The organism is Methanosalsum zhilinae DSM 4017, from assembly GCF_000217995.1.
In the GTDB taxonomy this organism is placed as follows: domain Archaea; phylum Halobacteriota; class Methanosarcinia; order Methanosarcinales; family Methanosarcinaceae; genus Methanosalsum; species Methanosalsum zhilinae.
Genome location: NC_015676.1, coordinates 1,012,585 through 1,037,702, shown reverse-complemented (window position 1 = coordinate 1,037,702; position 25,118 = coordinate 1,012,585). Strand labels below are relative to the sequence as shown.

The following is a 25,118-nucleotide window of genomic DNA, read 5'->3' as shown; positions in this document are numbered from 1 at the left end:
TTTTATAATATTAGGTTGAATTAATAGTAGTAATAAGCAGTATACAGGTCCATACATATGAAAGGGGCCTGTACAGCATGAGTAGAAAAGATAATAAAAAATAAATGATTGGGTGTTTATCATAAAAGATCTTTCAAGACTATTCTATCTACTAGGTTTCATGCTGCTTATACCTGCTTTTTTTCTTTCCAGTGTTAATATCGATTCTCATCATTCTTTAATATCTATTTTTTTTATTATATTCTTATCAATTCCATGTTTTTTAGCAGTACTTGTATGGCTTGGAACAAAAAAAGGTCTTTTCCTGTTGATAATAATGGGTTTATATGCTCTCGTTCTGGAAACTATGGCCATTATTACCGGAATTCCTTATTCGGAATTTTATTACACTGAAATGATAGGGACAAAATTGTTTGGTACTACACCTTTTACAGTGCCCTTTGCCTGGCTTCCGCTTTTCATTGGCAGCCTTTACCTTGCAAGCGAAATCAGGATAAATCACCAGAGACCAGAATTATGGCAAATAGTGCTGCTGACTACCTTTCTGCTGCTTATGACAGATCTTGTGCTGGATCCTGCAGCTGTGGCTCTGCAGTTCTGGATATGGAAAGAACCTGGCATGTTTTATGGTGTTCCACTGATGAATTTCATAGGATGGGGAATAAGCGGATTGGTAGCAGCTGTTATTGGGATAGGTATTACCCGATATGAGTTGAGGGAAAACAAACCCCCAGCACTAGCCTCAAGCCTGCTGCTGATAATGTTCTTCTGGACAGGTGTTTGCGTTTACATGAAACTGCTAATACCTGCTTTTTTAGGTATTCTTCTGATAGCTTTTATCACATGGTCAACAAAAGGACATATAGGCAGTTTTGAAAAAGTTAACTAATCCTCCCTTACAGAACGAGACCTCCTACTTTAAAAATTGAAATGAAAAGAACAGCCTTAAAGCATATCATTCATGTGTTCCCAGGCCTCATTGATATGAATGGCCTTCATTCCCATCTTCTTTGGGACTATGATGTCGTTTTCAGGTGTATCCCCTATAAATAATATCTCATCAGGATTAAGTTTCATTTTGTGCATTGCAAGCTGATATAGCTTGGGGTTGGGTTTTTTATATCTGACATCTGAGGAGAAAATAACAAGGTCAAAGAGTTCGTATATTCCCAAAAATCTCATCTCAAGTTCAGAAAACACACGCTGGCCATTAGAAAGAACACATTTTTTCAAGTGCGGGTTATCTTTTATTAACTGGTGACTCTGGGGAAATACTTCAAGCCTGCGCAGTGAAGCAGAACGGAATACCCTTGCTGTTTCAATTCCAAGTTTATGGTGGTTAATATCCCAGATAGAGTTATCTTTGCATATCCTTGAAAAGATCTCTTCTACCCGTATTTCAGGATAAGCTTCCTTAGATGAATTCATTTTTTCTTCGATCAGTGTAGCATACTCAACTTTTAGCCTGTCTGCTGCTATCATAACACCCTGATACATCAACCATTTACTAACGGCATTGTATGTAGCAAGGTCACTTTCATCTGTATGGATATCTATGATCGTTTTATAGAGATCAAATATCAGACCTTTGACTCTATAGCTTTCAAACAGAATAATGCCTCCTTTAAAAGATATTGATTGTATGGTGAATGCCTATATAGTCTTGCAGTTCTCAGAAGGCCTATGCTCATAAAGAATGGCAAAATCCTTGTGTTCCTGTAAAATTCCTCTTCACTTCTGCAATAATGCCAGAGGAAGTGTCCTATATAAGGCTCAGCTTTCATTCCGGATCCACAGTTAAGCTGAAAGTAGTTTTTCATCTCTGCGCAAAGAGTACCTATATCTCTTATGCAGTTTGCATGATACCAGCAACTTTCCATATCAAGGACATATGGTACACCCTTTGATATAACGTAGTTAAGAGGTGAAGTATCTCTGTGGATCATGCACCCGTGCTCACTATCGATAAGTGTACTATACCACCATTTGCCAAGCAGCATATCAAAACTTTTTCTTATGCTGGGCTCTAGTCTCAGTTGATCCAGCAGATGATGGAAATTTGCAAATTCATTTTCTCTGTCATAATGTGAATTTGTGTTATCATGTAAATTACGGAGCATATATGCAATGGATCTGAGCACATCATACAGACGTTCACGATTCTCCATGTGCCACAAAAGCTTTTTGCCCCTTATATATTCTGTTACAAGAACACAGTTAAAATCGCTTCTTACTGCAATGGGTTTTGCAACATTAATGAACTGTCCGGCTCTATTGAGATTATTGTACTCCGTGATCATTGCACTGTATGCGTCGTATTCTTTCCGTTCACCCAAAGGTTCTGCAAAGAATTTTGCAATAACACTGTAATCCTCTCCAATGAATCTATATCTGCACACAGTATGAGATGTTGATCTATATTTGAGAACATCAACCGAGCAATCTTTGTTCTTTATCCTCTCACCAAGAATCTCCACCAGCCAGTCCCTGAAAGTATCACCTGGTACAAGCCGATTCACATATGAAGAAATAGGTATTCACCCCACATAAGCAGTTTGGAATATTATTTTGTTCACATCCAGTTAAATATATGATGAATTTTAAAATGTTCTCTGCAATGTTTTCACATTCTATAAGTTGATTCTTTATTTTATTTTCCAGATTCCATATCTCAAATCCCCTGCAATATCATTCAAACTAAAAGGCCTGCCAGATTTTGAATTTCATCTCATAAACTGCAAGATGAGTTGTAAAAGAAACTCAATTTCTCCCCTCAAATTCCCATAGTTCTGTTTTAAAAAAGAGGTATTATAAGTTTCCATAAATGTCCCGATATTATTCACTTCACAGCCATACATACATCAAGGATATGGTGTCCTTGAGGATGTTCGTCAGGGGAGTTGAGATAGATCTCATAACTTGCTCGGGATGTATCAATTTCAAGATTATTCTGCATCACCCACTCAACTATCTTCTCCCATGCAGGACCATACTCTTCTGCCCCTGCCAGTTCCACACGCATTACTGCATACTTTCCACCGGGAATTTTTTTCTTCTTAATTTCCCCTTCAACTTCAACATCATCCTCAATGGTCATGCACACGTCCAGCTTAAGTTCTTCCGGTGGAGTAACACCCGGGTCATCATAATAGGCAGACATCAGAAGAGTATCGGGTCCCATTAATTGTTCAGGACCTGCCCAGCTAAACAGTTTACCAAACATCTCTTCAAAGACGCTGGCATCTCCCATGTAATTGCCAACAAATGAAACATATGCTACATTCCTTTCTTCCAACTCTGTTATCACAGGTTCGTTTATAATTTCCAAACTATCACCCACCTTTAATTCCAAAATCCTTTTTGTACCCCCTACTAGATAAATACAGTACTTAGCTAGTAGTCGAATCTTATTTTCTTACTGATTGTATGAGTGATATATGTATTGAAATGGCTACAGGATGCCATTTCCAACATTTAGCTCCGAAACCATCCTGATGTATTCTTAAAACCGACAGACTGTTCTGCTTCTGTTCGACAATGCTTTCTTTGTTATCTCATTGCATCCAGTTGAGTTATTTGGTTATCCCAGTGATTTCCTCATTTTCCCCATCTTGATCATTATTGAACGCGTAAGCTGCAAGAGGTCTGCATCCATAATACAGTTACTGTCTGCTGCACATAGAAGATGCGGATTTGCCATCTCCAGAAGCATCCGGTATGAAGGGTCGCATTGAGTTTCAATGTCGAATATGTTTCTTAATATATCAACCTCTTCTCGGATAGATTCATGGAGTGAATCCGACAGGAACCTTGATGCTGTATTTGTATCAAGGTATTGAAATGCAAACCTGAGGTCTGTTTGCAGTGACGGGAAATATCTGGTAAGAAGCCGCTCGTAGACACTATCTCCCAACTTTTCTCTGACTTTCTCTAAAGCAGATCCAGTGCCAATTATTTCAGGCGGTATTCCGATGGAATACAATGCTCCTGTGAATTTTATTGCTCTTGGTAGATTCATACTACCACATGCCATACTTGCTTGCAGCTCATTTCCAATGTCACTTTGACAGAGGCGAGACACAATTATGGAATCAGGCAGATCCCTTGCGTATCCAGTGCTGCCCCCACGCATCAGTCGATCTCGCTGCTGGGGCAGGAAATCGGCAATACTGTTTATGGTCGATGAAAACTGCTGTATTGCTCTGTTGTAACTGGCACCGAATATCCCTATTATGTTGATGAACTCTTCTTTTTCCTGAGCAGATAATATATCCGGAGACTTTGACAGTTCATCTCTGGCATACTTTACAAATTGTTCTGCATCACCCTTTTCATGATCGAACCTCAAAGCAGACTGCAATGTGACCGTATCAATGCCCCTGTATTCCATGAAAAAGTTATCTTTATTCTCCAGGCTCATATGTCCCCTGAAAGGCAGTGAACCAGTTCCGAATATGATTCCTATCGGGATCCCGGTGTCGGCTTCTAATTCGTGAAGCTCACTTATTGCATATTTGCATGAGAGTGTGCTGGCCACATGCCCGAATGTTAGTGCAGAGTCTGATTTTCCCAGAAATACCCTGTATTTTTCGGGTGTTTGATTCAGCTGTTCCTGATAGGCTGTAATTGTGTTTCCTATAATTTCTTTAGCATTCAGATGTTTTGGAACTTCTTCAATAAGTGGTATTATCCGGGGAGCTTCCATCTCAAAACTGAATTCCTTTTTTGCAAGGTTGGTCACATCTATCATGTGCTGCTGGGATTCTACTATCTGGCCAACAGAGCTCGTCATTGGATGCACCAGTTCGTCTATTGCCTGAATACCTGTATGTTTATAGGAGATGTAATTCGCTTCAGCGATGGCCATCATAACCATGAGCTGGCGAAATAGGTTTTCATGAACAGCGCTTGGTACTCTTGGTGTAATAAATATATCTTTACCAAGAACCAGGTCAGTTTCCTCTATGAATTTTGATATTATCTGAGCACTCTGATGATATGGTGTGGTTTTGCCCTCATAGTCCGGCATATATTCATCACAACCGTATTTCGTAGCTGCCTCGACTGCTTCATATGTTTCTTCCTGGGTTGATATGTACCTGGATATTGAATCCGGATGCTGTGTACACATCACTTTCGGATACATTTTATTTGATGTCATTTCTGTTCACTCACTCCTTTATACCCCAAGCTTTCCAGTCACAATTAATAAAAATGCAACAAAGACTAAAAAAACACATAATATTACACCAGATAAATATATATCATTTCCTATTGGAACTATTCTGGCTATTGAATACTTCTACGAGCCACTTAATTTTTCTAATGCTTTTGGAAAACATGAGAAGAAAAGATTTGATCAACAGGTTATTCACTAACCCATGCCTTTGCGTCTGCTAGTTCTTCATTGCTGAAAGTTTTTACAGATGCTGGAATAACAAATTTAAATATTTCAACAGTATTGAGTAGCCAATCTTTATCTGAAACAACAGCTATTTTTTCAAATGATGTGAAATACTCCTTTCCAACTTTAGCATCCTCTAATAGAGCTTCGCGAGTAAATTTATCAAAATTTTCATCTAGGTGGTAAAGGAAGCAGATCTTTTCATGCTTTTGTATTTTATCTTCAATGAGAGGTTTTAGTATTTTATCATAATCTTCTTCTTTTACTACTCCACTTGCAGTAACTCCAACTACATTTTCTGGCAGATCCTCAATAATTTCTATCATAATGTTTCCCCCATTTCATTCTATAACCTAGGTTTGTCAATTATAAGTAATAAAAGTGTTCTTAGTTTTTGTTGCATTGTTATTAATATTATAAAGCTAAAAAAAATTTCATTCATAATTACCGACAAACTTAGGTTAAATCAAAAAAATGATTTGAGGATTTTGTTATAGATCTATATGTTTTATATAGTAAAAATTAAAATTTTAACTTATGCCTAAATTTTTGACCACAACAGGAGTTTCTTTTAAGTTAGAAGAAATTATAAAAAATGCAGATGAAAAATTAATTTTGATTAGTCCATTTTTACGGATTAATGAACGAATTCGGGAACTAATTGAGGATAAAAATAGAATTAAAATTAATACCGAAGTCATCTACGGAAAAAATGAACTCCAGCCAGATGAAAACAATTGGTTGAGAAATTTAGATTATGTTAGAACAGGTTTTTGTAAAAATTTACATGCTAAGTGTTACTTAAATGAAAAAGAAGCTTTGATAACTTCCATGAACCTTTATGAATTTTCTCAACAAAACAACAATGAAATGGGAATATATGTTTCTAGAGATACAGACCCTCAATTATATGACGATATAAACGAAGAAGCTAAACGTTTGTTTAGAGTTAGTGAAGAAGTAAAAGTAACCGTTGAGAAGGTATCTCATAAAGAAGACAAAAAAGAAAATAATAAAAAAAGTAATTCCAAAGAGCTCATTGATACTGGTTTTTGTATTAGGTGTGAGAAGAAAATAAAATTAGATCCTTTACATCCATATTGTAAAAATTGCTACACAAAGTGGAGTAAATTTGGAAAGGACGATTATCAAGAAAAATTTTGTCACACATGTGGGCGTGATACCAAATCTAGTAAAATTAAACCAATTTGTTATACTTGTTATAAAAAATATAAAAACAAATTAGATTTACCCCTTTAATTTTTACTATATTGCTAAATTCGCTCTCAGCATTCCTCAAACCTGTATCAGATATGTACCTACGTAAAGAACAGGGACAGAGAAGATTCAGGAAATGTAAGTGGTGTACTGCTTTATGCTAAAAAGAATGAAGAAATAACTCCAGACAAGGATCATATGCTGGGTAGCAACAGAATAAGTATAAAGTCACTTGACCTGAATACGGATTTTTCCAACATTCAAACACAGCTTCATTCATTAATAACACCTTTTTTCCGGAATTGAGTGAGATTGAATAAATTTAAAGCTAACAGTTCAGGTACACTAAATTATGGAAATCAGGGAAAATAAGTCTAAAATCAAGAGCTTGATAAATAAAACCAAAAGGTATAACCCATTTAAAGTATCACTCAAATAAGGACTTTTGCAAAAAATGAGATTAAACAATATTTACACATTAAATAATATTGAAAGTTATTTATGGATAAAGTCTCATAAAATAATCAAAAAATTATTAAGCATCATAATTATATTTGACAACAGATGAAACAACTTTTCAGATATTATTGGGCGAGTACTAATTATTAAATACATTATCAATAAAAAAACATTTCAACAACCATGACAATAGAACAACGCCTAGATTTACTTGAGGAAACTATCCGGAGTGAAGAGTTTCTACAAGGTAAAGGATTGGGGAATGAAGTCCCTTTTTGGATATTTGATTATCCACCAGAAAAGGAATTGCTTATGCGTTCCAGGATTCCAAAATTAAAAGAGAATTTGAAAATGAAATCAATAAATATCCTGGAGATTGATTTATATGAACTGTGTTTGGAGATTGTCACAGTAAAAATTCCTATAGAAAGAATAATTCAATTTGAATCAAACAAAGGCTCTGACAAATTGCTTGAAAAATTAAGACTCATGCTTAAACCTGCAAACATCCAGAGAGCCATCAAGAAAAAATCGATGATTTTGGTGATGTGGGTATTATTTTCATCACTGGTGTAGGAAAAGCTTGGCCTCTTGTTAGATCGCACTCAATTCTAAATAATTTACAGCCTGTTGTAGATGATATGCCGTTGATATTGTTTTATCCTGGAAAGTATAGCGGGCTTGATTTAAGTTTATTTGGTAAGTTCAAGGACGGAAATTACTACAGGGCTTTCAGGCTTGTGGATGACAGTGCAATAGACAACTGAGAGTGGGAATATGATTAACGATATTATGATAAAAGATCTTTTTGAAAAGGACATAAAAAGGGACATTAAAGGAGTTATCAAGGTCGATCAGTATGATGAAGATGTTGTTTATACTGAACTTGATGAATATGTAATCACTAGGGAGACATCAAAGCACCTGGATATCTTTTTCCAGCGCTATTATGACGCAATGCTTACTCCCACAGATAAAATAGGTGTATGGGTTTCCGGTTTCTTTGGATCCGGTAAATCGCATTTTATCAAAATGTTATCCTACCTTCTTGAAAACCGTAATGTTAAGGGTAAAAATGCTCTTGATTTTTTCCAGGAGAAAGTTGAGGATCCTTCAATCTACAGTAATATTGAAAATTCCGTTAATTTTGGTACCAAGGATGTAATACTTTTCAATATTGATTCAAAGGCCAATACCATTCATGCAGATCCAGAACCGATTGTTAATATTTTGATGCGAGCTTTTAATGAAAAGCGAGGTTTCTATGGAGACGTGTTCTGGATCGCAGATCTTGAAGAGGATCTGACTGAAAAAGGATTGTATGAGCAATTCAAACTTGAATTCCAGAAGATCGCAGGGGATTCCTGGGAGGAGAGACGTGATTCATATGCTTTTGAACAGGATGCTATAATTGATGCTCTGGTGGCCTGCGATTATCAAAGCAGAGAATCATTGAACACCCTCTTTAAAAATGATGGGGAAACCTATCATCTGGATGTAGAGAAGTTTGCCAAAAAGGTTGAAAAATACTGTGAATCTCAAGGCGATGATCATCAGGTTATTTTTCTGATTGATGAGATTGGACAATATATTGGTGAAAATAGCAAGATGATGCTTAACTTGCAGACCATTGTAGAGGAATTGGGTACAAAATTGGCAGGAAAGGCGTGGCTGGTAGTGACTGCTCAGGCTGATATTGATACTATTACAGAAGACCGTGTCAAAGGTTATGATTTCTCAAAAATCCAGGGACGATTTGATACCAGATTGAGTCTTTCCAGTGCCAATGTGGATGAAGTTATCAAAAAGAGAATACTTGCCAAAAAGCAGGAATATAATGAAACCCTTGCAGCTTTTTATGCTGAGAAGAGATATGAACTTAAGAATCTCATGTCTTTTTCCAAAGACTGTGCAGAGATGAAATTGTACAAGGGTGAAGAGGATTTCATTAATGTTTATCCTTATGTGCCCTATCAGTTTTTCGTTTTGCAGAAAGTGTTTGAGAGAATCAGAAACAGTGGGTTTACAGGAAAGCACCTTGCTAAAGGTGAACGTTCGATGCTTAATGCTTTCAAAGAAGCTACTGAAAAATATGCTGAAGAAAATATGGGTACCCTTATTCCATTTTATTCGTTTTATGATACTGTTGAGAGTTTCCTTGACCCCATTATCAAATCAACAATCACTCAGGCTCAAGACAATGCAGAGCTTGAGGAATTTGACAACCAGATTCTTAAATTACTGTTTCTGATAAGAAATGTTAAAGAAGTAGTTCCAAACCTTGATAATCTGGTTGTGCTTTCAGTTAGTTCTGTTAATGAGGATAAGTTGGAATTGAAGAGAAAAGTGGACGAGTCACTTAAAAGATTAGAAAAACAGACCCTTATCAGTAAGTCTGGAAATAGTTATCATTTCCTGACCAATGAAGAGCAGGAGATCAACAAGGAAATTAAGAATACTGAGGTTGAGAATTATCGTGTTCTGGATACAATTTATACATATATTTTCGGTGATTCCAGTGAAGTTTGCCCTGCCAGATATAAGGAGTATAAGTTTAACAGAGCAGTTGATGAAAAGTACAAATCAGCCGGCAATGCCGATTTAACTGTCAAGTTCCTGACCCCTCTCTCAGATGAATTATACCATAAAAGCGATCAACAGTCCCTTTCCGGAGATATGTTGAGCAATGTGGATTCAAAGGATACTTTATTGTTTGCTTTCCCGCAGGATAGTAAAGTAGTTGATCTGGTTCGCAGCCATCTAAAAATAGAGAAATATCTGCGTCAAAATAGTTCAAATTCCAACATAGCAGAAATTAATGAAATATTGCGTTCCAAGGAAGTGGAAAAGGAAAAGCTGATTGATGAGGCTAAAAGAGCAGTACTTGAAAGTGCAAAGAATTCCCGGGTTTTCGTTGATGGAAAAGAAGTAAACAGTATTGAAAAGAAAAACCCAAAGGAGAGAATTAAAGACGGGCTTGATGAGCTATCCCGCAATGTTTACAGCAAGGCTTCTTATGTGACTTATAACTATGATTCAGATAAAGATGTCTTGAGGGTATTAAGGGCTGATGATCTGGAAAGGTTTGGTGTAGGAATGTCTGACACCAATAAGAATGCGCTTGCAGAATTGCGCGATTATATCAAAATTCGGCAACAAAAAAATGATGTGCTTGTTTTGAAGGATATTAAGGAGAGGTTTTCGAGCAAGCCCTATGGGTGGAAGGATATGACTATTTCAGGACTTGTAGCCACTCTTTTTGCCAATGAGGAGATCAAGCTCAGCTATCAAAAAACGCCTTTGATCCTCAAATCCGAGAATGCCGATGAAATTGCCCGTTATCTTACTAAAAAGGAAGATGCTGATAGGATTGTTGTAAAGATTCGAGAAAAGTCCAATAAGGAGACTATAAAAGCTGTCAAGGATGTCTTGAATGATGTATTTGATAAGACAGCAATTCCTGAAAAAGAAAATGATCTTTTTGAATATACAAAACAGGTTTTCAGTGAGAAGAGAGATGATGCAGAGAAATTTGCAGGGCGTTATCAAGAAGTTGAAGCTTATCCGGGCAGGGAAGAAATTAAGGCTTATAGTGAGTTCCTGAAAGAAATAAATAAAATAAATGATCCCTCTGATTTTTTGCAGGCGGTTGCGGATAAGAAAGATGAGTTAATAGAGCTTTACGAAGAAGCAAAACCTGCAATAAGTTTTTTTGAAAGTCAAATGGTTGATATCTTCAGAAATATGCACAGGAAGGCAGATATTTATGAGCGCAATCTGCAGTTTCTCGATGCAGATATACAGAGAAATGTTCAGACTGTACAGGAAATTCTGGAGATGGATAAACCATACTCCCGTATAAAAGAACTACCGCAGTTAGGTGGGAAAATAGATAAAGGTCTGCAACAGAGCCTTTCTAATCTAAAGGAAGAAAGTTATGAGAAACTGGACAAACGCAAGAATGAAGTTGCCAAGGATATCGATTCTTATAGAATTTTAGAGGAGAATTTCAAAAACCACATCTTGCAGCGCTTTGACAATCGTAAGGGTAAAATTGCAGCATGTGAAGAATGTGTCTATGCAAAGACACTGAATGATTCTATTGATGATTTGTACGAGGATGTTAGTGGCGAGATTTCCAAAAAAGTACAGTTTATCAGGGAAACAAAGGATGATGAAGATGGAGAAGAGCCGGTTCGTGTAAAGCCTACAAAGGTTGTTAAGGCATCTGAATTTACGAGCCAAAAGAAAATTGAGACTGAAGAAGATCTGGAAGAATATCTGGACAATATCCGTCAGAAAATGAAGAAATTGCTCGAAGAAAATAAAATCGAAGTGATTTGATAAAAAGGCGAATATACGAATGAGATTTGTAGGATGAAAATTATGCGGCTGCCGATATCTGAGCTGGTTAGACTGCCTGAGGGCAAGACACTGGAATTTAAGCGTGATGTGTCTTCTCCAAAAAATATACTGAAGTCGCTCGTAGCATTTGCCAATACTGCCGGAGGAGTTCTGTTTATTGGTGTTGAGGATGGGACAAAGGAAATCATAGGAGTTTCAAATCCGCTTGATGAGGAAGAGCGGCTTTGCAGTCTTATTGCTGACAGTATTTCCCCCCGGCTTGTTCCAAATGTCGAGTTAATGACAGTAGAGGGTAAGACTGTACTGGCTATTGAGGTATATCTTAGTGGTTCACGTCCTCACTGGGTCAGGAAAGAAGGTCATATAGATGGCGTTTATGTAAGACTTGGTTCTACTAACAGAAAAGCTGACAGGGAGCTTATAGCCGAACTTCAGAGAAGTGCTTCAGGTATCTCTTTTGATGAGATGCCGATGCCTGATCTATCTTTGGAAGAGCTTGATCTCGATGTTGCTAAAAAGCGTTTTAAGGGAGTACGGGAGCTAAGCGAAGAGGAGTTGATAACGCTCAAGATCCTAATTCGGGAGCAAGGGAGACTGGTTCCAAGCACTGGTGCAATGCTTCTCTTTGGAAAACAGAGAGATTTCCATTTCCCCGATGCATGGATACAGTGTGGGCGCTTCAAGGGAATGGATAAAGCATACATTTTCGACCATACTGAGATCCATGAAGATCTTCCAGGCTCTGTTGAGTCCGTAATGTTCTTTTTGAAGAAACATGCTTTCAGAAGTGCAGACTTCTCAGATATCCGACGCAAGGATGTATGGAGCATTCCTCTTACTATCCTGCGTGAGGCTCTTGTCAATGCCATCGTGCATGCGGATTATTCCCAGAAGGGAGCACCTATCAGAGTGTCTTTCTTTGATGACAGAATAGAGATAGAGAATCCAGGCATACTTCTGCCGGGCATGACTATCGAGGATGTCAAGCAGGGCGTATCAAGGATCAGGAATCGTGTTATTGCCAGAGTCTTCAGGGAACTTGACTTGATCGAACAGTGGGGCAGTGGTTTTCGCCGTATCCTGAAGGATGCTGAGGAACTTGGGCTTCCCCAGCCGGAGATTATTGAGATAGGTATGAGGGTGAGGTTCATTGTTTACCTGGCAGATTCTATTGCGGTATCTACAGAAACCCATGCTGGTAAAGAAACTTCTTCCTGGCCAGGCGAACAAGTAACCGAACAAGTAACCGAACAAGTAACCGAACAAGTCAGATCTTTGGTTATCTGCCTTGAAGATAAGTCATTAGGAAGAAGGGAAGTAATGCAACGTGTCGGTATAAGTAGTCGTCCGACATTTGTTTATGATTACCTGAAGCCCGCCATTCAAGCCGGCCTTGTTGAAATGACACAACCGGATTCACCAAAAAGCCCGACTCAAAAATACCGCCTGACTGCGAAGGGGCGAAAGTATCTGCAAGAAAACAGAGGATGAAATACAAAATTCAAGGTGGTCTAAGTGGACAAGAACAGTATCATTACATTTTCCAATTCATTACGGGATAAACTGGAACAGGAAGTAAAACATAGGGCTGCCTTTTACGGTATCCTGCCGGATAAAGTGTTACCTGTAGATTCAGAGCACGCGGATTCCATTGTTATTGGAGGGAAAGTTTACAATAAAAAGATCAAACACCAGCGAGAGCGACTTGTGAAGGAAGTAGCCGAGAAGGGTTATGAGCAGGTGATGGACGAGGTAACCTATACCTGGTTTAACAGGTTCGTAGCCCTGAAGTTCATGGAGGTTAACGATTATCTGCCTGTAAACATATTTTCCTCATCTGATGCAGGCAGGAAGGAACCTGATATCCTCACAAAAGCATCAGACCTGGATTTTTTGCAGCTGGATCTGGATCATGTACTGGACCTCAAAGCAGAGGGTATGGACGAAGAACTCTATCACTACCTGATCCTGAGACTCTGCAATTACCTGCATGAGATCATGCCGTTTCTGTTCGAGCAAATTGAGGATTACACCGAATTACTCATCCCGGAATACCTGCTCCATACGGATTCTGTCCTTGTGGAATTAAATGATATTATTCCTGAAGAGGACTGGAAGGAAGTCGAGATCATCGGCTGGATCTATCAGGATTACGTAGCACCCCGTAAGAAAAAGGTGTTTGCCAACCTGAAGAAGAATATGAAGATCAATAAGGAGAATATTCCTGCAGCAACCCAGTTGTTCACTCCGAAGTGGATTGTCAAATACATGGTGGAGAATTCCCTAGGCAGATTATGGCTGGAATCCAATCCGAATCCCAATCTGCAGGACAAGTTTGAGTATTTTATCGACCAGGAGACTCCTGATCCGGAAGAAAAAGTCTACAGTCCTGAAGAAATCACCCTGCTTGACCCGGCAATGGGATCAGGCCATATTCTGGTCTATGCCTTTGAAGTGTTTTACGATATCTATCGCTCCATGGGCTATCTGGACAATGAGATCGCACCCCTGATCCTTAATAAGAACCTCTACGGTCTGGAAATCGATGACCGAGCCACCCAGCTAGCAGGATTTGCCCTGATGATGCAGGCCCGCAAATACGACCGTAAATTATTCGAAAAAGATATCCAGCTCAATATCTGCTCCATCCAGGAGACCAATAATATCGATTACATCCCTGAAAATAAGTATCCAGAACTGCACCGTCTCATCGAATTCTTTAAGGACGCAAAGGAATACGGTTCCATCCTCAAACTACCCAAATTCGACTTCGACAAGATCGATTCCGAATACGCCCAGTTCAGCAAGAATCCTGCCATAGATACTTTTGGAGACGTGCCAAACAGCCCGGATGCCATCATCAAACAGGCCAAGCTGATGAGCAACCAATATGATTGCGTGGTAACGAATCCGCCTTATATGGGCAATAAGGGAATGAATCCCATCCTAAAGAAGTACGCTAAAGACAACTATCCAAATAGCAAGTCAGATTTATTTGCTATGTTTATTGTAAGTAATTTCGATTTTACAAAACCTGCGGGCCAACTAGGATTTATGACACCGTATGTATGGATGTTTATTTCTTCATATGAAAAACTAAGAAATTATTTGATAGAGCAGAAAACTATCACTTCATTGATTCAACTTGAATATTCGGGTTTTGACGGTGCAACAGTACCAATTTGTACATTCACAGCTAAAAATGCCCATCTTCCTAATTATAAAGGTGGCTATGTAAGGCTATCTGATTTTCGAGGAGCAATAAATCAGGCTCCAAAAGCTCTAGAAGCTATAAAAAATCCAGATTGTGGTTGGTTTTATACTGCCTCCGCCGCCGATTTTAAGAAGATTCCAGGGAGCCCGATTGCTTATTGGGTAAGTGAAATTTATTTGCAAACCTTTAATTTACCTAATCTCGGGAAATATTTGACTACTAGAGAAGGGATGGCAACTGCTGATAATGATCGTTTTCTTAGATATTGGAATGAAGTATCTTATGAAAAAATAACATATGGTTGTGAATCAGAAGCAGAATCAATTATTTCAAAAGGAAAATGGTTTCCTTACAACAAAGGTGGAGCATTCAGAAAATGGTATGGAAATAATTATTTTATTGTAGAATATGAAAATAATGGATACAATATCAAAAATAATACTGACCCTCATAATGGACGTATCAGATCTCACAATTATAATGGAGAATACGGATTCAAGGAGGGACTTACTTGGTCTTCTTTAAGTTCAGGGAATCTATCTGTAAGATACTGCCAAAAAGGTTTCTTATTTGATTCTAAGGGAGCTAAAGGTTTTACAAATAATCCTTTTGAAATCCTTGGATTGTTAAACAGTATTTTAGCGAATGAGTATTTGAAAGTATTATCCCCTACAATGGATTTTAAAGTAGGAGACATAATTCAAATACCACTTGTAGTAGAAACAATTAGTAAAAAAACCAGAGACAAATCAATTGAATGTATTAATGTCTCAAAATCCGACTGGGACTCCTACGAAACTTCTTGGGACTTCACCACCTCACCATTCCTCAAACCCGAATTCCACTGTCCAACCTTCGAAAAAACCTATTCCAACCTCCGCGCTCACTGGAAGGAAATGACACTGCAAATGCAACAAATGGAAGAGGATAATAACCGTATTTTCATTGAAGCCTACGGTTTGCAGGATGAACTGACCCCAGATGTGCCGCTTTCGGAGATTACGCTTACCTGCAATCCCTATTACCGTTATGGAAACAACAAATCCGAGGAAGAACTGGAAACCTTGCTGCTTACTGATACCATTAAAGAGTTCATCTCCTACGCCGTGGGCTGCATGTTCGGGAGATATTCTCGGCATAAGGAAGGGCTGATCCTTGCCAATCAGGGAGAAGGGATGCAGGAGTTTCTGGAGAAAGTTCCTGATGCAGAGTTTTTGCCGGATGAGGATGCCATCATTCCTATACTGGATGAGGAGTATTTCACAGATGACATCGTAGGCAGGTTCAAGGAGTTTTTAAAGGTGACATTCGGGCCGGAGAAGCTCTCGGAGAATATGGATTTCATTGCACAGGCGCTCTACGTCGGAGGTAAGAAGAAAACGAAGTCTTCCGAGCAGGTCATCCGGGATTATTTCCTCAAGGATTTCTACAAAGACCATGTGAAAATGTACAAGAAGCGGCCTATTTACTGGCTGTTCACCTCAGGGAAAAAGCGGGCTTTCAATGCACTGGTCTACATACATCGCTATGACAGGACCACGCTTGCCAGGATGCGGACTGAGTATCTACTGGAGCTGGAAGGGAAAATGGATGCTCACAGGGAGATGCTTTCAAGTGAAGATGCCCAGAGTGCAAAGGAGAAGGCGAAACTGGCTGGGTATATCGAGGAGATCATGGCTTATGATGAGGTGCTCAAGAACAAGGCGGATGCATATATTGAGATCGATCTGGATGACGGGGTCAAGGAGAATTACAAGTTGTTTGATGGGTTGGTGAAGGAGATATGAAACGTAAATTAAGCCAAAAATTTCAAGCAACGGATCGGTTAAATCAAAAAATAGAGGAAAAGTTACCCATCTCATGTCAGATATTAGAAGAAATCAATAGAAGTGAGTTTACAAAAGACAGAGATAGAATTCTATTTTCACGACCATTTAGACGATTGCAGCATAAAGCACAGGTATTCTCTAATGAAATGGGAGACCATTATAGAACAAGACTAACACATACTCTAGAAGTTACCCAAATATCAAGAAGTTTAGCAAGATATTTAGATGCAAATGAAGATTTGGTTGAAGCTATAGCTTTAGGACATGACATTGGACATGCACCATTTGGTCATCAGGGAGAACGAGTTTTAGATGAAGTCATGAGTGGAACAGATAAACTCGGTCTAATCAGATATCCTTTAAATTTTGGAGGCTTCAAACATAATTATAATTGTTTGCGTGTATTAGATGTAGTTCAATTGAAGTTTGAAGATCATGAAGGACTAAATCTTTCCTGGCAAGTTTTGGAAGGAATCCTAAAACACACTAAAATAGATGAGAAACGATGGGATATCAGGAGATTTTTAAGTGATGACTCTTTGATAGAAAGCTTATATCTTGACAAAAAATATTCAGTTACACTGGAAGGTCAAATAGTATCTATAGCAGACGAAATTGCCCAAAGGCAACATGATATTGATGATGGACTTAGAAATAAAGAGTTGGGATTTGAATTAGATAAATTATATGGAGAAATAATAGAAATCATTGATAAAATTATTTTAAAAGAATCTCAATATGAAGAAAACGATAAAGAGCATTTACAAAATTTAATTGAACTATTAACTCAAGTTCGAGATAATATTATTGAAAACAGAAAATCAAAATCTAGACTTTTTAAAACTGATAATCTAGTAAGAAATATGATTGAATATTTTATTCTTGACGTTTTTGCTAATTCCCATCGGAATATATTAAAAGAAAATCCTAAACTAAGTCAGGATATGAAAAGGAATATACTCCAAAATCAAGTTATTTCATTTTCTCCTTTGGGTAGAGAGCTTAACATAGAAATCGAAAAACTAGTAAAATATAGAATTTTGAACTCATACCAGGTGAACAAATTCGATGGGAAATCTCGGTTCGTAATAAGGCAATTATTCAAAGCATTTTACACAAACCCACTCCAAATGCCTTCATACGTATTATCAAGACTCACAGAGGGACTGATTAAAAATTCAGATATATACGTAATAAGCTTTGAAGGTGAAAATGGAATTGTAAAGTTAAATGATGTAGATTACAATAGGCTGAGTCGTTCTGAAGTAAATACATTAAATAATTCTTTAAAATTAGAAGATTTGATGAGATTAGAAATCCCATCTAAATTGAAGAATATGATTCGATTGGAATTTGAGGATATTGAAAAGAATGAAGAGTTTTACGAAAAACTAAAATCAATCAATTCAACTGAATCATATAATTTAACTGGTAAAACAGATAAGTTCCTAAAATGTCTTGCGGAAAACCATTATGTTTATCTTTCTACTATTTGTGACTATATCGCAGGAATGTCAGATAATTATGCAAATGAAGAATATAAGAAATTATATTTAATAGATTGAAAGTTAACCAATGAAGGGTTAAAAAAAGTGGCTACTAAATGATCAGGAAATAAAACCATGCTCAACGCCGAAAAGACCGCACAGGCCATACTTAAAAAATTCAATGATACAAAAGGATACAGTGACCGGAGGATAGTTTTCTGGTATGATAAGGATGAGACTGCAGCTGATGGTGGGCTTGAGGAGATTGAACCAATTCTTGAGGAGAACGGTATTCAGGTCCACAGGCTTGAGCAGAATTTCTTTGAGACCAAGAAACTCATTGAAGAGGATAAACCTGATACTCATTTTCTGATATATTCATCCCGGGCAGAGCCACAGCCTGAGAAGAACTGGTTGCTGGATATACAAATGTATTCTGAAAGGTTTGAAAACAGCCGGATATCTGATATAAAGAGTGAATTCGGAATCGAAGGCTATGATCTGGATAATTTCCTGGAAGAACATTACAGGTTCTTTGAAAGTAAAGCACGTGTAGAGCCATTCCGGAAATTCTATGACCCAAATTGGCGCCGGGACGAAATGGTGTTGGGCTTTCTGGCAGTGCTCACAGGGTCAGATACTATTGATTTTAAGGACATAGTTCGCAAATTGTTCCTTAAATCCCTGTATGAAACTGAAAACCCCTCCTGGGCTGAGATTCAGAGGCTCAATCTTGAAGATGATTTCTGGGAACTTGCAGGTAAATACTTCGGGTTTGTACAGCCAGATCCTACACTATATAAATTATTTTTGAGCATCCTTATAACACACATAAAACGAAACACAGCTCTTCCCCTGAAGAAATATAAGAACTACATCAACTCCATGAGTAATGAATGTGAGATCTTTATCCGTACATGGATGGATCACTCCAAAGACGGGATTTACTTTGATCAATACAGCAGGGAAACCTTTGAAGATAGCCAGTTGAAACTCGAAAAATATCTCAAGCAGGAGATCAAAGACTCCGATCCTTCCAAATACATAGAGGCCGAAGCCTTTGACGTATTCGATCGAGCAATCATAAGACAGATTGTGGACAGTTTATGTAACGACCTGGAAGAATATGAAAAATATCTGGACTGGATTTTCCAGAGAAAATCCAAGCATTGGTATCCACAATTCCAGCACATCTACAGTGCTTTGGAATACGCAATCAAACTCCATAGGTTTGCCAAAGGGTTTGAAAAAACGCTTGCTTCCTGTAAAGATGTACGTGGATTCATAGCCCGGTATGAGAAAAACCTCTACCAGATGGATTATTACTACCGTAAATTTTACTTCAATTATGACCTCGACAACAAGACGGACGTTCTTTCTAAGATCAGGGAACGTGTGGAAAACCTGTACAACAATAACCTACTGGACAAAATGCTCGGCCACTGGAGTGAACTGATCAATACAGATGTTGGTGATTACTGGAAAGTAGAACTTGCAGACAGGCAGGATGAATTCTACAAATTATATGTGCAAAAAATCATGCAAAAGAATGACAGGGACAAAATTGCAGTCATAATTTCCGATGCAATGCGCTATGAGATCGCTGTAGAACTTCAGGAAAGACTCAATAAGGACAGACTTGGTACAATGGAACTTAATAACATGGTGGGTTCTCTTCCATCTTATACCAGATTGGGAATGGCATCACTGCTACCTCATGATTCATTGCAACTTAAGAATAAACATTATCTGGCCGATGGTATTAGCACTGAAGGCACTCCCAACCGGGCAAAAATAGTGGACAAGGCAACTCCTGACAGTGTTACTTTGACATATAAGGAAATAATTGATTTATCAAGAGAAGAATTACGTGAAAAGTACAAAGGAAAGCGGCTTTTCTATATATATCACGATGTTATAGATTCTACTGGCGAACATTCAGAAGACAAAGTATTCGATGAGACGGAAACTTGCATCCAAGAAATCCAAAAAATAATTGGAAAACTAACCAATTCCCAACTTCTAAATAATGTAATTGTAACATCTGATCACGGCTTCATCTACAGACGGGATGACCTGGAAAGCGTCTACAAACTCGATAAAGCAACATTTAATGAAGACAGGATAATCGATTCTAAAAAACGCTTCATCCTCACTACAGAAGATATCGATGTGATGAACACTCACAAATTCAAAATCAACAATCTTATTGAAACGGAAGACGATCTTTATGCCTATGTTCCGGTAGCTGATCTGAGATTCAGGATGCAGGGAGGCGGAAACAAGTTTGTCCATGGTGGCCTGGCTCCCCAGGAGATAATTATACCAGTCCTCAAGTATAGCTACAAAAAGAGTTCACAACTGGACCGTAAAGGAATCAAAAAAGGCAAGGTTGGAGTAGCTGTTACCAATCCGAGCAGAAGGATCACAAGCAATTCATTCTCTGTAAATCTGCTGCAGACTGAAAAGGTAAGTGATAAGCTTAGACCTTTAAAATTGCGTATAGCACTCTGGGACAGTGAATTCGATGGTGAGAAGGTAAGTGATGAAAAAACTGTGATTATGGAAAGTTCCTCAGGAGAACCTAAAGAGCGCCAGCAGAAGGTCATATTAACTCTTGGCAAGAATGTAGAAAATAAAACATATTATCTCAAGTTAATAGATGAGGACTCCACTGCGAGAACTATAATAGATCCCATACCCTTTGAAGTAGACTTGCTTATGACTGATGATTTTGATTTTTGAGGCAGAAAAATGAACGGGACAGAAATTGATGTATCAATTGATGAAAAATTACAACAATACTTCGCAGGACGTGTAGTACGCAAAGACCTCACTAAAATGATGAAAGTAGGCTACAATGTCCCGGTTTACGTCCTGGAATATTTGCTAGGTTCAAACTGTGCCACGGAAGATGAAGACCTTATAGAAGCTGGTGTGGAGAAAGTCAAAAACATCCTATCTAGGAATTATGTCAGGCCTGATGAGGCTGAAAAGATTAAATCCCGCATCAGAGAAAGTGGCTATTATACAATAATTGATAAGATTACTGTAAAACTGAATGAAAGACGTGATGTCTATGAAGCCGTGTTTTCCAATCTGGGTATTGCAAAAGTGGAAGTTGAATCCGATTATGTAATGCGCTATGATAAACTGCTTGGAGGCGGGATATGGTGCATCGTTAAAATGGAATACGAACCAGAACAGATGGGGTCACCTTTCATAATTTCTGATCTAAAGCCAATTCAACTGCCTAACATCAATATAAATGAAATCCTTGAGAACAGAAACTTTTTCACAAAAGAGGAATGGATGGACATCTTGCTGCGCTCCGTAGGGATGGAACCTTCCAATCTAGAAGAAAGGACAAAATGGCATCTTATTGAAAGGCTTGTACCTCTTGTTGAAAACAACTATAATATGTGTGAGCTTGGCCCCAGAAGCACAGGCAAGTCCCATGTATATAAAGAAATCTCACCAAACACAGTCCTTATTTCTGGGGGACAAACTACTGTAGCAAATCTGTTTTACAATATGTCCACACGTCAGGTAGGACTGGTAGGTATGTGGGATGTAGTGGCCTTTGATGAAGTTGCAGGTATCAATTTCAAAGATAAGGATGGAATCCAGATTCTAAAAGACTACATGGCTTCAGGATCTTTTGCTAGAGGTAAAGAGCAGATCAATGCCAATGCCTCTATTGCCTTTGTAGGAAATATCAACCAAAGCGTCTCCTCCCTTCTAAAGACTCACCATCTGTTTGCTCCTTTTCCCGAAGCCATGAATAATGACAGCGCTTTTTTCGACAGGATACATTACTATCTTCCAGGCTGGGAAGTCCCAAAATTCCGGCCAGAACACTTCACCGACAAACATGGTTTTATTGTCGACTATATTGCCGAATTCTTCCGTGAAATGCGTAAATATTCCTACGCAGACAGCCTTTTTAAATATTTCAAGATGGGATCCAACCTGAACCAGAGAGACGTGATTGCTGTTAAAAAAACCTATTCTGGCCTTGTCAAACTGATATATCCCAATGGAAAAATTACCCAAGAAGAAGCTGAAGAAGTACTCAAATACTCTCTGGAAGGCAGAAGGCGTGTAAAGGAACAACTCAAAAAGATTGGTGGTATGGAATTTTTCGATGTGAATTTCTCTTACCTGGATAATGAAACAATGGAAGAAAAGTTTGTCAACGTTCCAGAAAGTGGTGGTAACAAAATAATTCCCCCAGGACTTGGAAAACCCGGAGAGGCTTTTGCTGTTGCACCAAATGAGAACGGAAAAATCGGGGTTTATAAAATAGAACTTCAAATTGCCACCGGCAATGGAAAATATGAAGCTACGGGGCTTAGCAGCAATTCATCAGCTAAGGAATCTGTCAAAACTGCTATTAATTATTTCAAGGCCAATGCCAAATCTATAAGCCAATCTATATCCACAAAAGAAAGCGATTATTTCCTCAACTTCCAGGATATGTATGGAATCGGACTGGCAAATGGTCTGGCACTGTCAACTTTCATCAGCCTCTGTTCCGGAGCGCTTGATAAGCCACTGCATGAACAAACCGCTATTATTGGAGATATGACAATTGGTGGCTCCATTAATGCAGTGGACAATTTGGCAGATCTACTACAGGTATGTCTTGATGCCGGAGCAAAGAAAGTATTGATTCCGTCTGCTTCAACTGCAAGGCTGGGAAGTGTGCCGCCTGAAGTATTGAGTAAATTCCAATTATCTTTTTATGATGATCCGATTGATGCTGCTCAGAAATCTTTGTTCTTTATGTGATGGAATATTGTTTATTGTAGAATCTAATAAAATAATTTTTATGAGCTGTTAATCTATCACGTTTTCTTCATTATTTACAATATTATCTTCAATCATTTCTTCTTCACCAACCTCTTTCTCACCACGGTATACTTATTCAAAGTAGTTGAAAAACCAGATCAATCATTCTAGCAACGGTATTTTAATTTTTAAATTTGTAACAGAGCCAAAAATCAATACTCATCCTTTTTACCATAACTAACCTGGAAATTTGTTATTCTTTTGTGGACCTGTTCAGCTGTATAAAAACTTAGACCTGCAAGTATTACTCCTGCAATGAAGTCCAGTATCCAGTGTATTCCCAGATAGAATATGGTAAACTGAATAGCTATTGTAATGAATATGGCAATGGGTTTGAAATTATCGAGGTCTGTTTTGAATATTATGAATAGCATTGCCAAAAAGGAGAGGCCTGCATGCAGGCTTGGAAAGCATCTGTTGAGAAATGGGTCTAATGACCTTAAACCATCGTTTATGATAGGACTTAGATTGTAAAGAAGAGGAACAACATCAGGCAATGTGTGTCCAGTAACAGCTACAGGAGTGAAGGTATAGAATAAGAAAGCCAGCATATAGGCAATTGTGATTGCAATGGCATACTCCTGCAGTGCTTTGACCTGTCTTGTGAACAGAAGTATCACAAATGTGAAGGTTAAAAGGAAAGGGAATCCTAGAAGATAGATAAATGAACTCACATAGGTTAAAAAGGGACTGGCAATTATCTGGAAAAGGCTTACAATGTTGCCTTCCACATCAAGAATGTAGTTTGCAAGGGCATAACTTTGAGAAATACCAAGCATGGTTACGATTGACCATTGAGACTTCACAAATATATATGCAAAAGCTACCAGCAACAGGTAGGGCAAAATTTCAGATAAAAATGAAAATTTATGAGTTGTTGCTGAAATAGTTTCATTTATCTTTCTTTTTTTGTATTTGTATTTATCAGGAATGAAAATGTAGTATGCAATCACGTTCATAATTAGAACCGATGGAACCAGGATCAAAAATAAATAAATATCCTTCATTTTATCAACATCTTGTTCTTTTGGTTAAACAGTAATTAATATTCTGTTTCTTAATTATAATAGCTATTATTATATCTTTTTCATACCTAAAAATAATTTTGTACAATGGACTTATGGAAATATGGTTGCAGGTGAATTTTAAACTATGGCTGAAAAAAATCCCGGTTTTTTTGAAATGACCCGAATAACTGGTCTTATAGCCATGCTTTTTCCCTTACTCATAAGCACAGCTGTTGCCATGTTTATCACAGGAAATCTGAACATTCCCGGTCTTTTTCTTGCAGCTGTAGTTGGATTCAGCATTCATATATCAATGAATGTTTACAATGACATATATGACACAAAACAGGGGTCTGACAGTTTAAGTTCAAGTAAAAACCTGTTCAGTGGAGGATCTGCTACACTAATTAAAAATCCTGAACTTGAAGGAAAAATGTTCACAATAGCCAGAACAGGACTTTTCATAGGCTTACTGGGAACCTTAGGGCTTATCTGGATTTCAGAAATTCATCTGTGGCCTGTATTTATTTTTATATTTCTGACCGCTTCTTTTCTTAGCAAATATTATACAGCAGAACCTTTCAAATTTGCCTACAGGGGGCTTGGTGAAATTGTCGTTTGGTTTGGTTTTGGTCCTCTTGCAATTCTTTTAGGTTCGGCTGCTCAGGGGGTTCCATTTCATCCATTGATAATTTCAATCATGCCCATTACAGGTCTGACTACACTGATATTTTCCTGGAGTGGAGAACTGGCGGACATGCCCTATGATATAAAAGCAAAAAAGCGTGGCCTTGTGCTCAGACTGGGGATAAAAAAGAGCATTTTTGGACTCTTAATTCTGCATTTATTGCTAATATCCAACATTATCTTTGTAGCTTATCTACTCCCTGCAGGCTGGATTCTCATCCTAGCAATGATCCCTTACTTGCTGTTGATGGTAAAAACATTACCAATGTTTGGAGAAATCATAAATCATACTGATGGTAGCAAGATTAGACCCCGGATTTTGAAACTGGCAAGCTTAAATTTCTTCAGCTTCATCGTTTTTTCAGCAATGATCACTATAGGTTTTATTCTGCTGATAAATATATAAACAAGTTTGAAACAGGAAATAAAGTTTGCCATACTAAACAGAAAAGAATTAAATAATTCTCAGTGAATCTGCATCTTATTCATGGTGATGCTAGTATTCAAAAATAATGTTTGATTATCTGCTTTAAATGTATCCGCTTTTTATATGAAATCATTTATCTCTAATGAAATAAATTTTGTAGATTCCAG

Annotated in this window: 15 protein-coding genes and 1 pseudogene; 10 read left to right on the top strand and 6 right to left on the bottom strand. The window is 37.9% G+C overall.

The features are described from left to right. Positions 1–160 precede the first annotated feature (160 nt). Positions 161–889, top strand: a complete 729-nt coding sequence (gene cruF, locus MZHIL_RS04795; RefSeq protein WP_013898243.1) for a bisanhydrobacterioruberin hydratase CruF — start codon at positions 161–163, stop codon at positions 887–889. 56 nt (positions 890–945) lie between these two features. Here cruF and MZHIL_RS04790 read toward each other — a convergent pair whose 3' ends face one another. From MZHIL_RS04790 to MZHIL_RS04770, 5 genes are all read right to left on the bottom strand, one after another. Next, positions 946–1,551 carry an HAD family hydrolase gene (locus tag MZHIL_RS04790; protein WP_342626848.1) on the bottom strand — a complete coding sequence of 202 codons (606 nt, stop codon included), beginning with the start codon at positions 1,549–1,551 and terminating at the stop codon, positions 946–948. 29 nt (positions 1,552–1,580) lie between these two features. Beyond that, positions 1,581–2,519: a BUD32 family EKC/KEOPS complex subunit gene (locus MZHIL_RS04785; RefSeq protein WP_013898242.1), complete on the bottom strand. Its 939-nt coding sequence runs from the start codon at positions 2,517–2,519 to the stop codon at positions 1,581–1,583. 320 nt (positions 2,520–2,839) lie between these two features. Beyond that, entirely contained in the window at positions 2,840–3,328 is a 489-nt protein-coding gene (locus tag MZHIL_RS04780; RefSeq protein ID WP_048815481.1) for an AraC family transcriptional regulator, read from the bottom strand. A gap of 252 nt (positions 3,329–3,580) precedes the next feature. Beyond that, on the bottom strand, positions 3,581–5,161 hold the full coding sequence (gene ppcA, locus MZHIL_RS04775) for a phosphoenolpyruvate carboxylase (RefSeq protein ID WP_013898240.1): 1,581 nt from the start codon (positions 5,159–5,161) through the stop codon (positions 3,581–3,583). Between the two features lie 206 nt (positions 5,162–5,367). Continuing rightward, positions 5,368–5,730, bottom strand: coding sequence for a SpoIIAA family protein (locus tag MZHIL_RS04770; protein ID WP_013898239.1), 363 nt, complete (start codon positions 5,728–5,730; stop codon positions 5,368–5,370). A gap of 223 nt (positions 5,731–5,953) precedes the next feature. On the opposite strand from MZHIL_RS04770, the gene MZHIL_RS04765 reads away from it, so the two are divergent. The 8 genes and pseudogenes from MZHIL_RS04765 (at position 5,954) to brxL (ending at position 22,770) form a co-directional block, all read left to right on the top strand. Continuing rightward, the gene (locus MZHIL_RS04765) at positions 5,954–6,664 is read left to right on the top strand and encodes a phospholipase D family protein (protein ID WP_245527570.1); all 711 of its coding nucleotides are present in this window, start codon (positions 5,954–5,956) and stop codon (positions 6,662–6,664) included. 600 nt (positions 6,665–7,264) lie between these two features. Then, positions 7,265–7,848, top strand: a pseudogene (locus MZHIL_RS04760) (DUF1788 domain-containing protein). Between the two features lie 10 nt (positions 7,849–7,858). Then, entirely contained in the window at positions 7,859–11,425 is a 3,567-nt protein-coding gene (gene brxC / locus MZHIL_RS04755; protein ID WP_013898237.1) for a BREX system P-loop protein BrxC, read from the top strand. 33 nt (positions 11,426–11,458) lie between these two features. Then, the gene (locus tag MZHIL_RS04750; RefSeq protein ID WP_245527567.1) at positions 11,459–12,937 is read left to right on the top strand and encodes an AlbA family DNA-binding domain-containing protein; all 1,479 of its coding nucleotides are present in this window, start codon (positions 11,459–11,461) and stop codon (positions 12,935–12,937) included. A 24-nt stretch (positions 12,938–12,961) separates the two neighbouring features. Then, positions 12,962–16,447: a BREX-1 system adenine-specific DNA-methyltransferase PglX gene (gene pglX / locus MZHIL_RS04745; RefSeq protein ID WP_013898235.1), complete on the top strand. Its 3,486-nt coding sequence runs from the start codon at positions 12,962–12,964 to the stop codon at positions 16,445–16,447. Beyond that, positions 16,444–18,054 carry a deoxyguanosinetriphosphate triphosphohydrolase family protein gene (locus tag MZHIL_RS04740; protein ID WP_013898234.1) on the top strand — a complete coding sequence of 537 codons (1,611 nt, stop codon included), beginning with the start codon at positions 16,444–16,446 and terminating at the stop codon, positions 18,052–18,054. The genes pglX and MZHIL_RS04740 overlap by 4 nt, the downstream gene beginning before the upstream one ends. A 57-nt stretch (positions 18,055–18,111) precedes the next feature. After that, entirely contained in the window at positions 18,112–20,721 is a 2,610-nt protein-coding gene (pglZ, locus tag MZHIL_RS04735) for a BREX-1 system phosphatase PglZ type A (RefSeq protein WP_013898233.1), read from the top strand. Between the two features lie 9 nt (positions 20,722–20,730). After that, positions 20,731–22,770 (top strand): protease Lon-related BREX system protein BrxL, encoded by a 2,040-nt coding sequence (gene brxL, locus MZHIL_RS04730; protein WP_013898232.1) that lies wholly within the window; start codon positions 20,731–20,733, stop codon positions 22,768–22,770. A 212-nt stretch (positions 22,771–22,982) separates the two neighbouring features. On the opposite strand, the gene MZHIL_RS04725 is transcribed toward brxL, so the two are convergent. Continuing rightward, positions 22,983–23,789 (bottom strand): phosphatase PAP2 family protein, encoded by an 807-nt coding sequence (locus tag MZHIL_RS04725; RefSeq protein WP_172633390.1) that lies wholly within the window; start codon positions 23,787–23,789, stop codon positions 22,983–22,985. A 193-nt stretch (positions 23,790–23,982) separates the two neighbouring features. Between MZHIL_RS04725 and MZHIL_RS04720 the strand changes: the two genes are divergently transcribed. Then, complete coding sequence (locus MZHIL_RS04720; protein ID WP_013898230.1) at positions 23,983–24,930, top strand: prenyltransferase; 948 nt, start codon at positions 23,983–23,985, stop codon at positions 24,928–24,930. Positions 24,931–25,118: the final 188 nt, after the last annotated feature.

Bases quoted from the DNA above. Each gene is read 5' to 3' on its own strand.
- cruF (WP_013898243.1), top strand. From the start codon at position 161: ATGCTGCTTATACCTGCTTTTTTTCTTTCCAGTGTTAATATCGATTCT.
- ppcA (WP_013898240.1), bottom strand. From the start codon at position 5,161: ATGACATCAAATAAAATGTATCCGAAAGTGATGTGTACACAGCATCCG.
- MZHIL_RS04770 (WP_013898239.1), bottom strand. From the start codon at position 5,730: ATGATAGAAATTATTGAGGATCTGCCAGAAAATGTAGTTGGAGTTACT.
- brxC (WP_013898237.1), top strand. From the start codon at position 7,859: ATGATTAACGATATTATGATAAAAGATCTTTTTGAAAAGGACATAAAA.
- MZHIL_RS04750 (WP_245527567.1), top strand. From the start codon at position 11,459: ATGAAAATTATGCGGCTGCCGATATCTGAGCTGGTTAGACTGCCTGAG.
- MZHIL_RS04740 (WP_013898234.1), top strand. From the start codon at position 16,444: ATGAAACGTAAATTAAGCCAAAAATTTCAAGCAACGGATCGGTTAAAT.
- pglZ (WP_013898233.1), top strand. From the start codon at position 18,112: ATGCTCAACGCCGAAAAGACCGCACAGGCCATACTTAAAAAATTCAAT.
- brxL (WP_013898232.1), top strand. From the start codon at position 20,731: ATGAACGGGACAGAAATTGATGTATCAATTGATGAAAAATTACAACAA.
- MZHIL_RS04725 (WP_172633390.1), bottom strand. From the start codon at position 23,789: ATGAACGTGATTGCATACTACATTTTCATTCCTGATAAATACAAATAC.
- MZHIL_RS04720 (WP_013898230.1), top strand. From the start codon at position 23,983: ATGGCTGAAAAAAATCCCGGTTTTTTTGAAATGACCCGAATAACTGGT.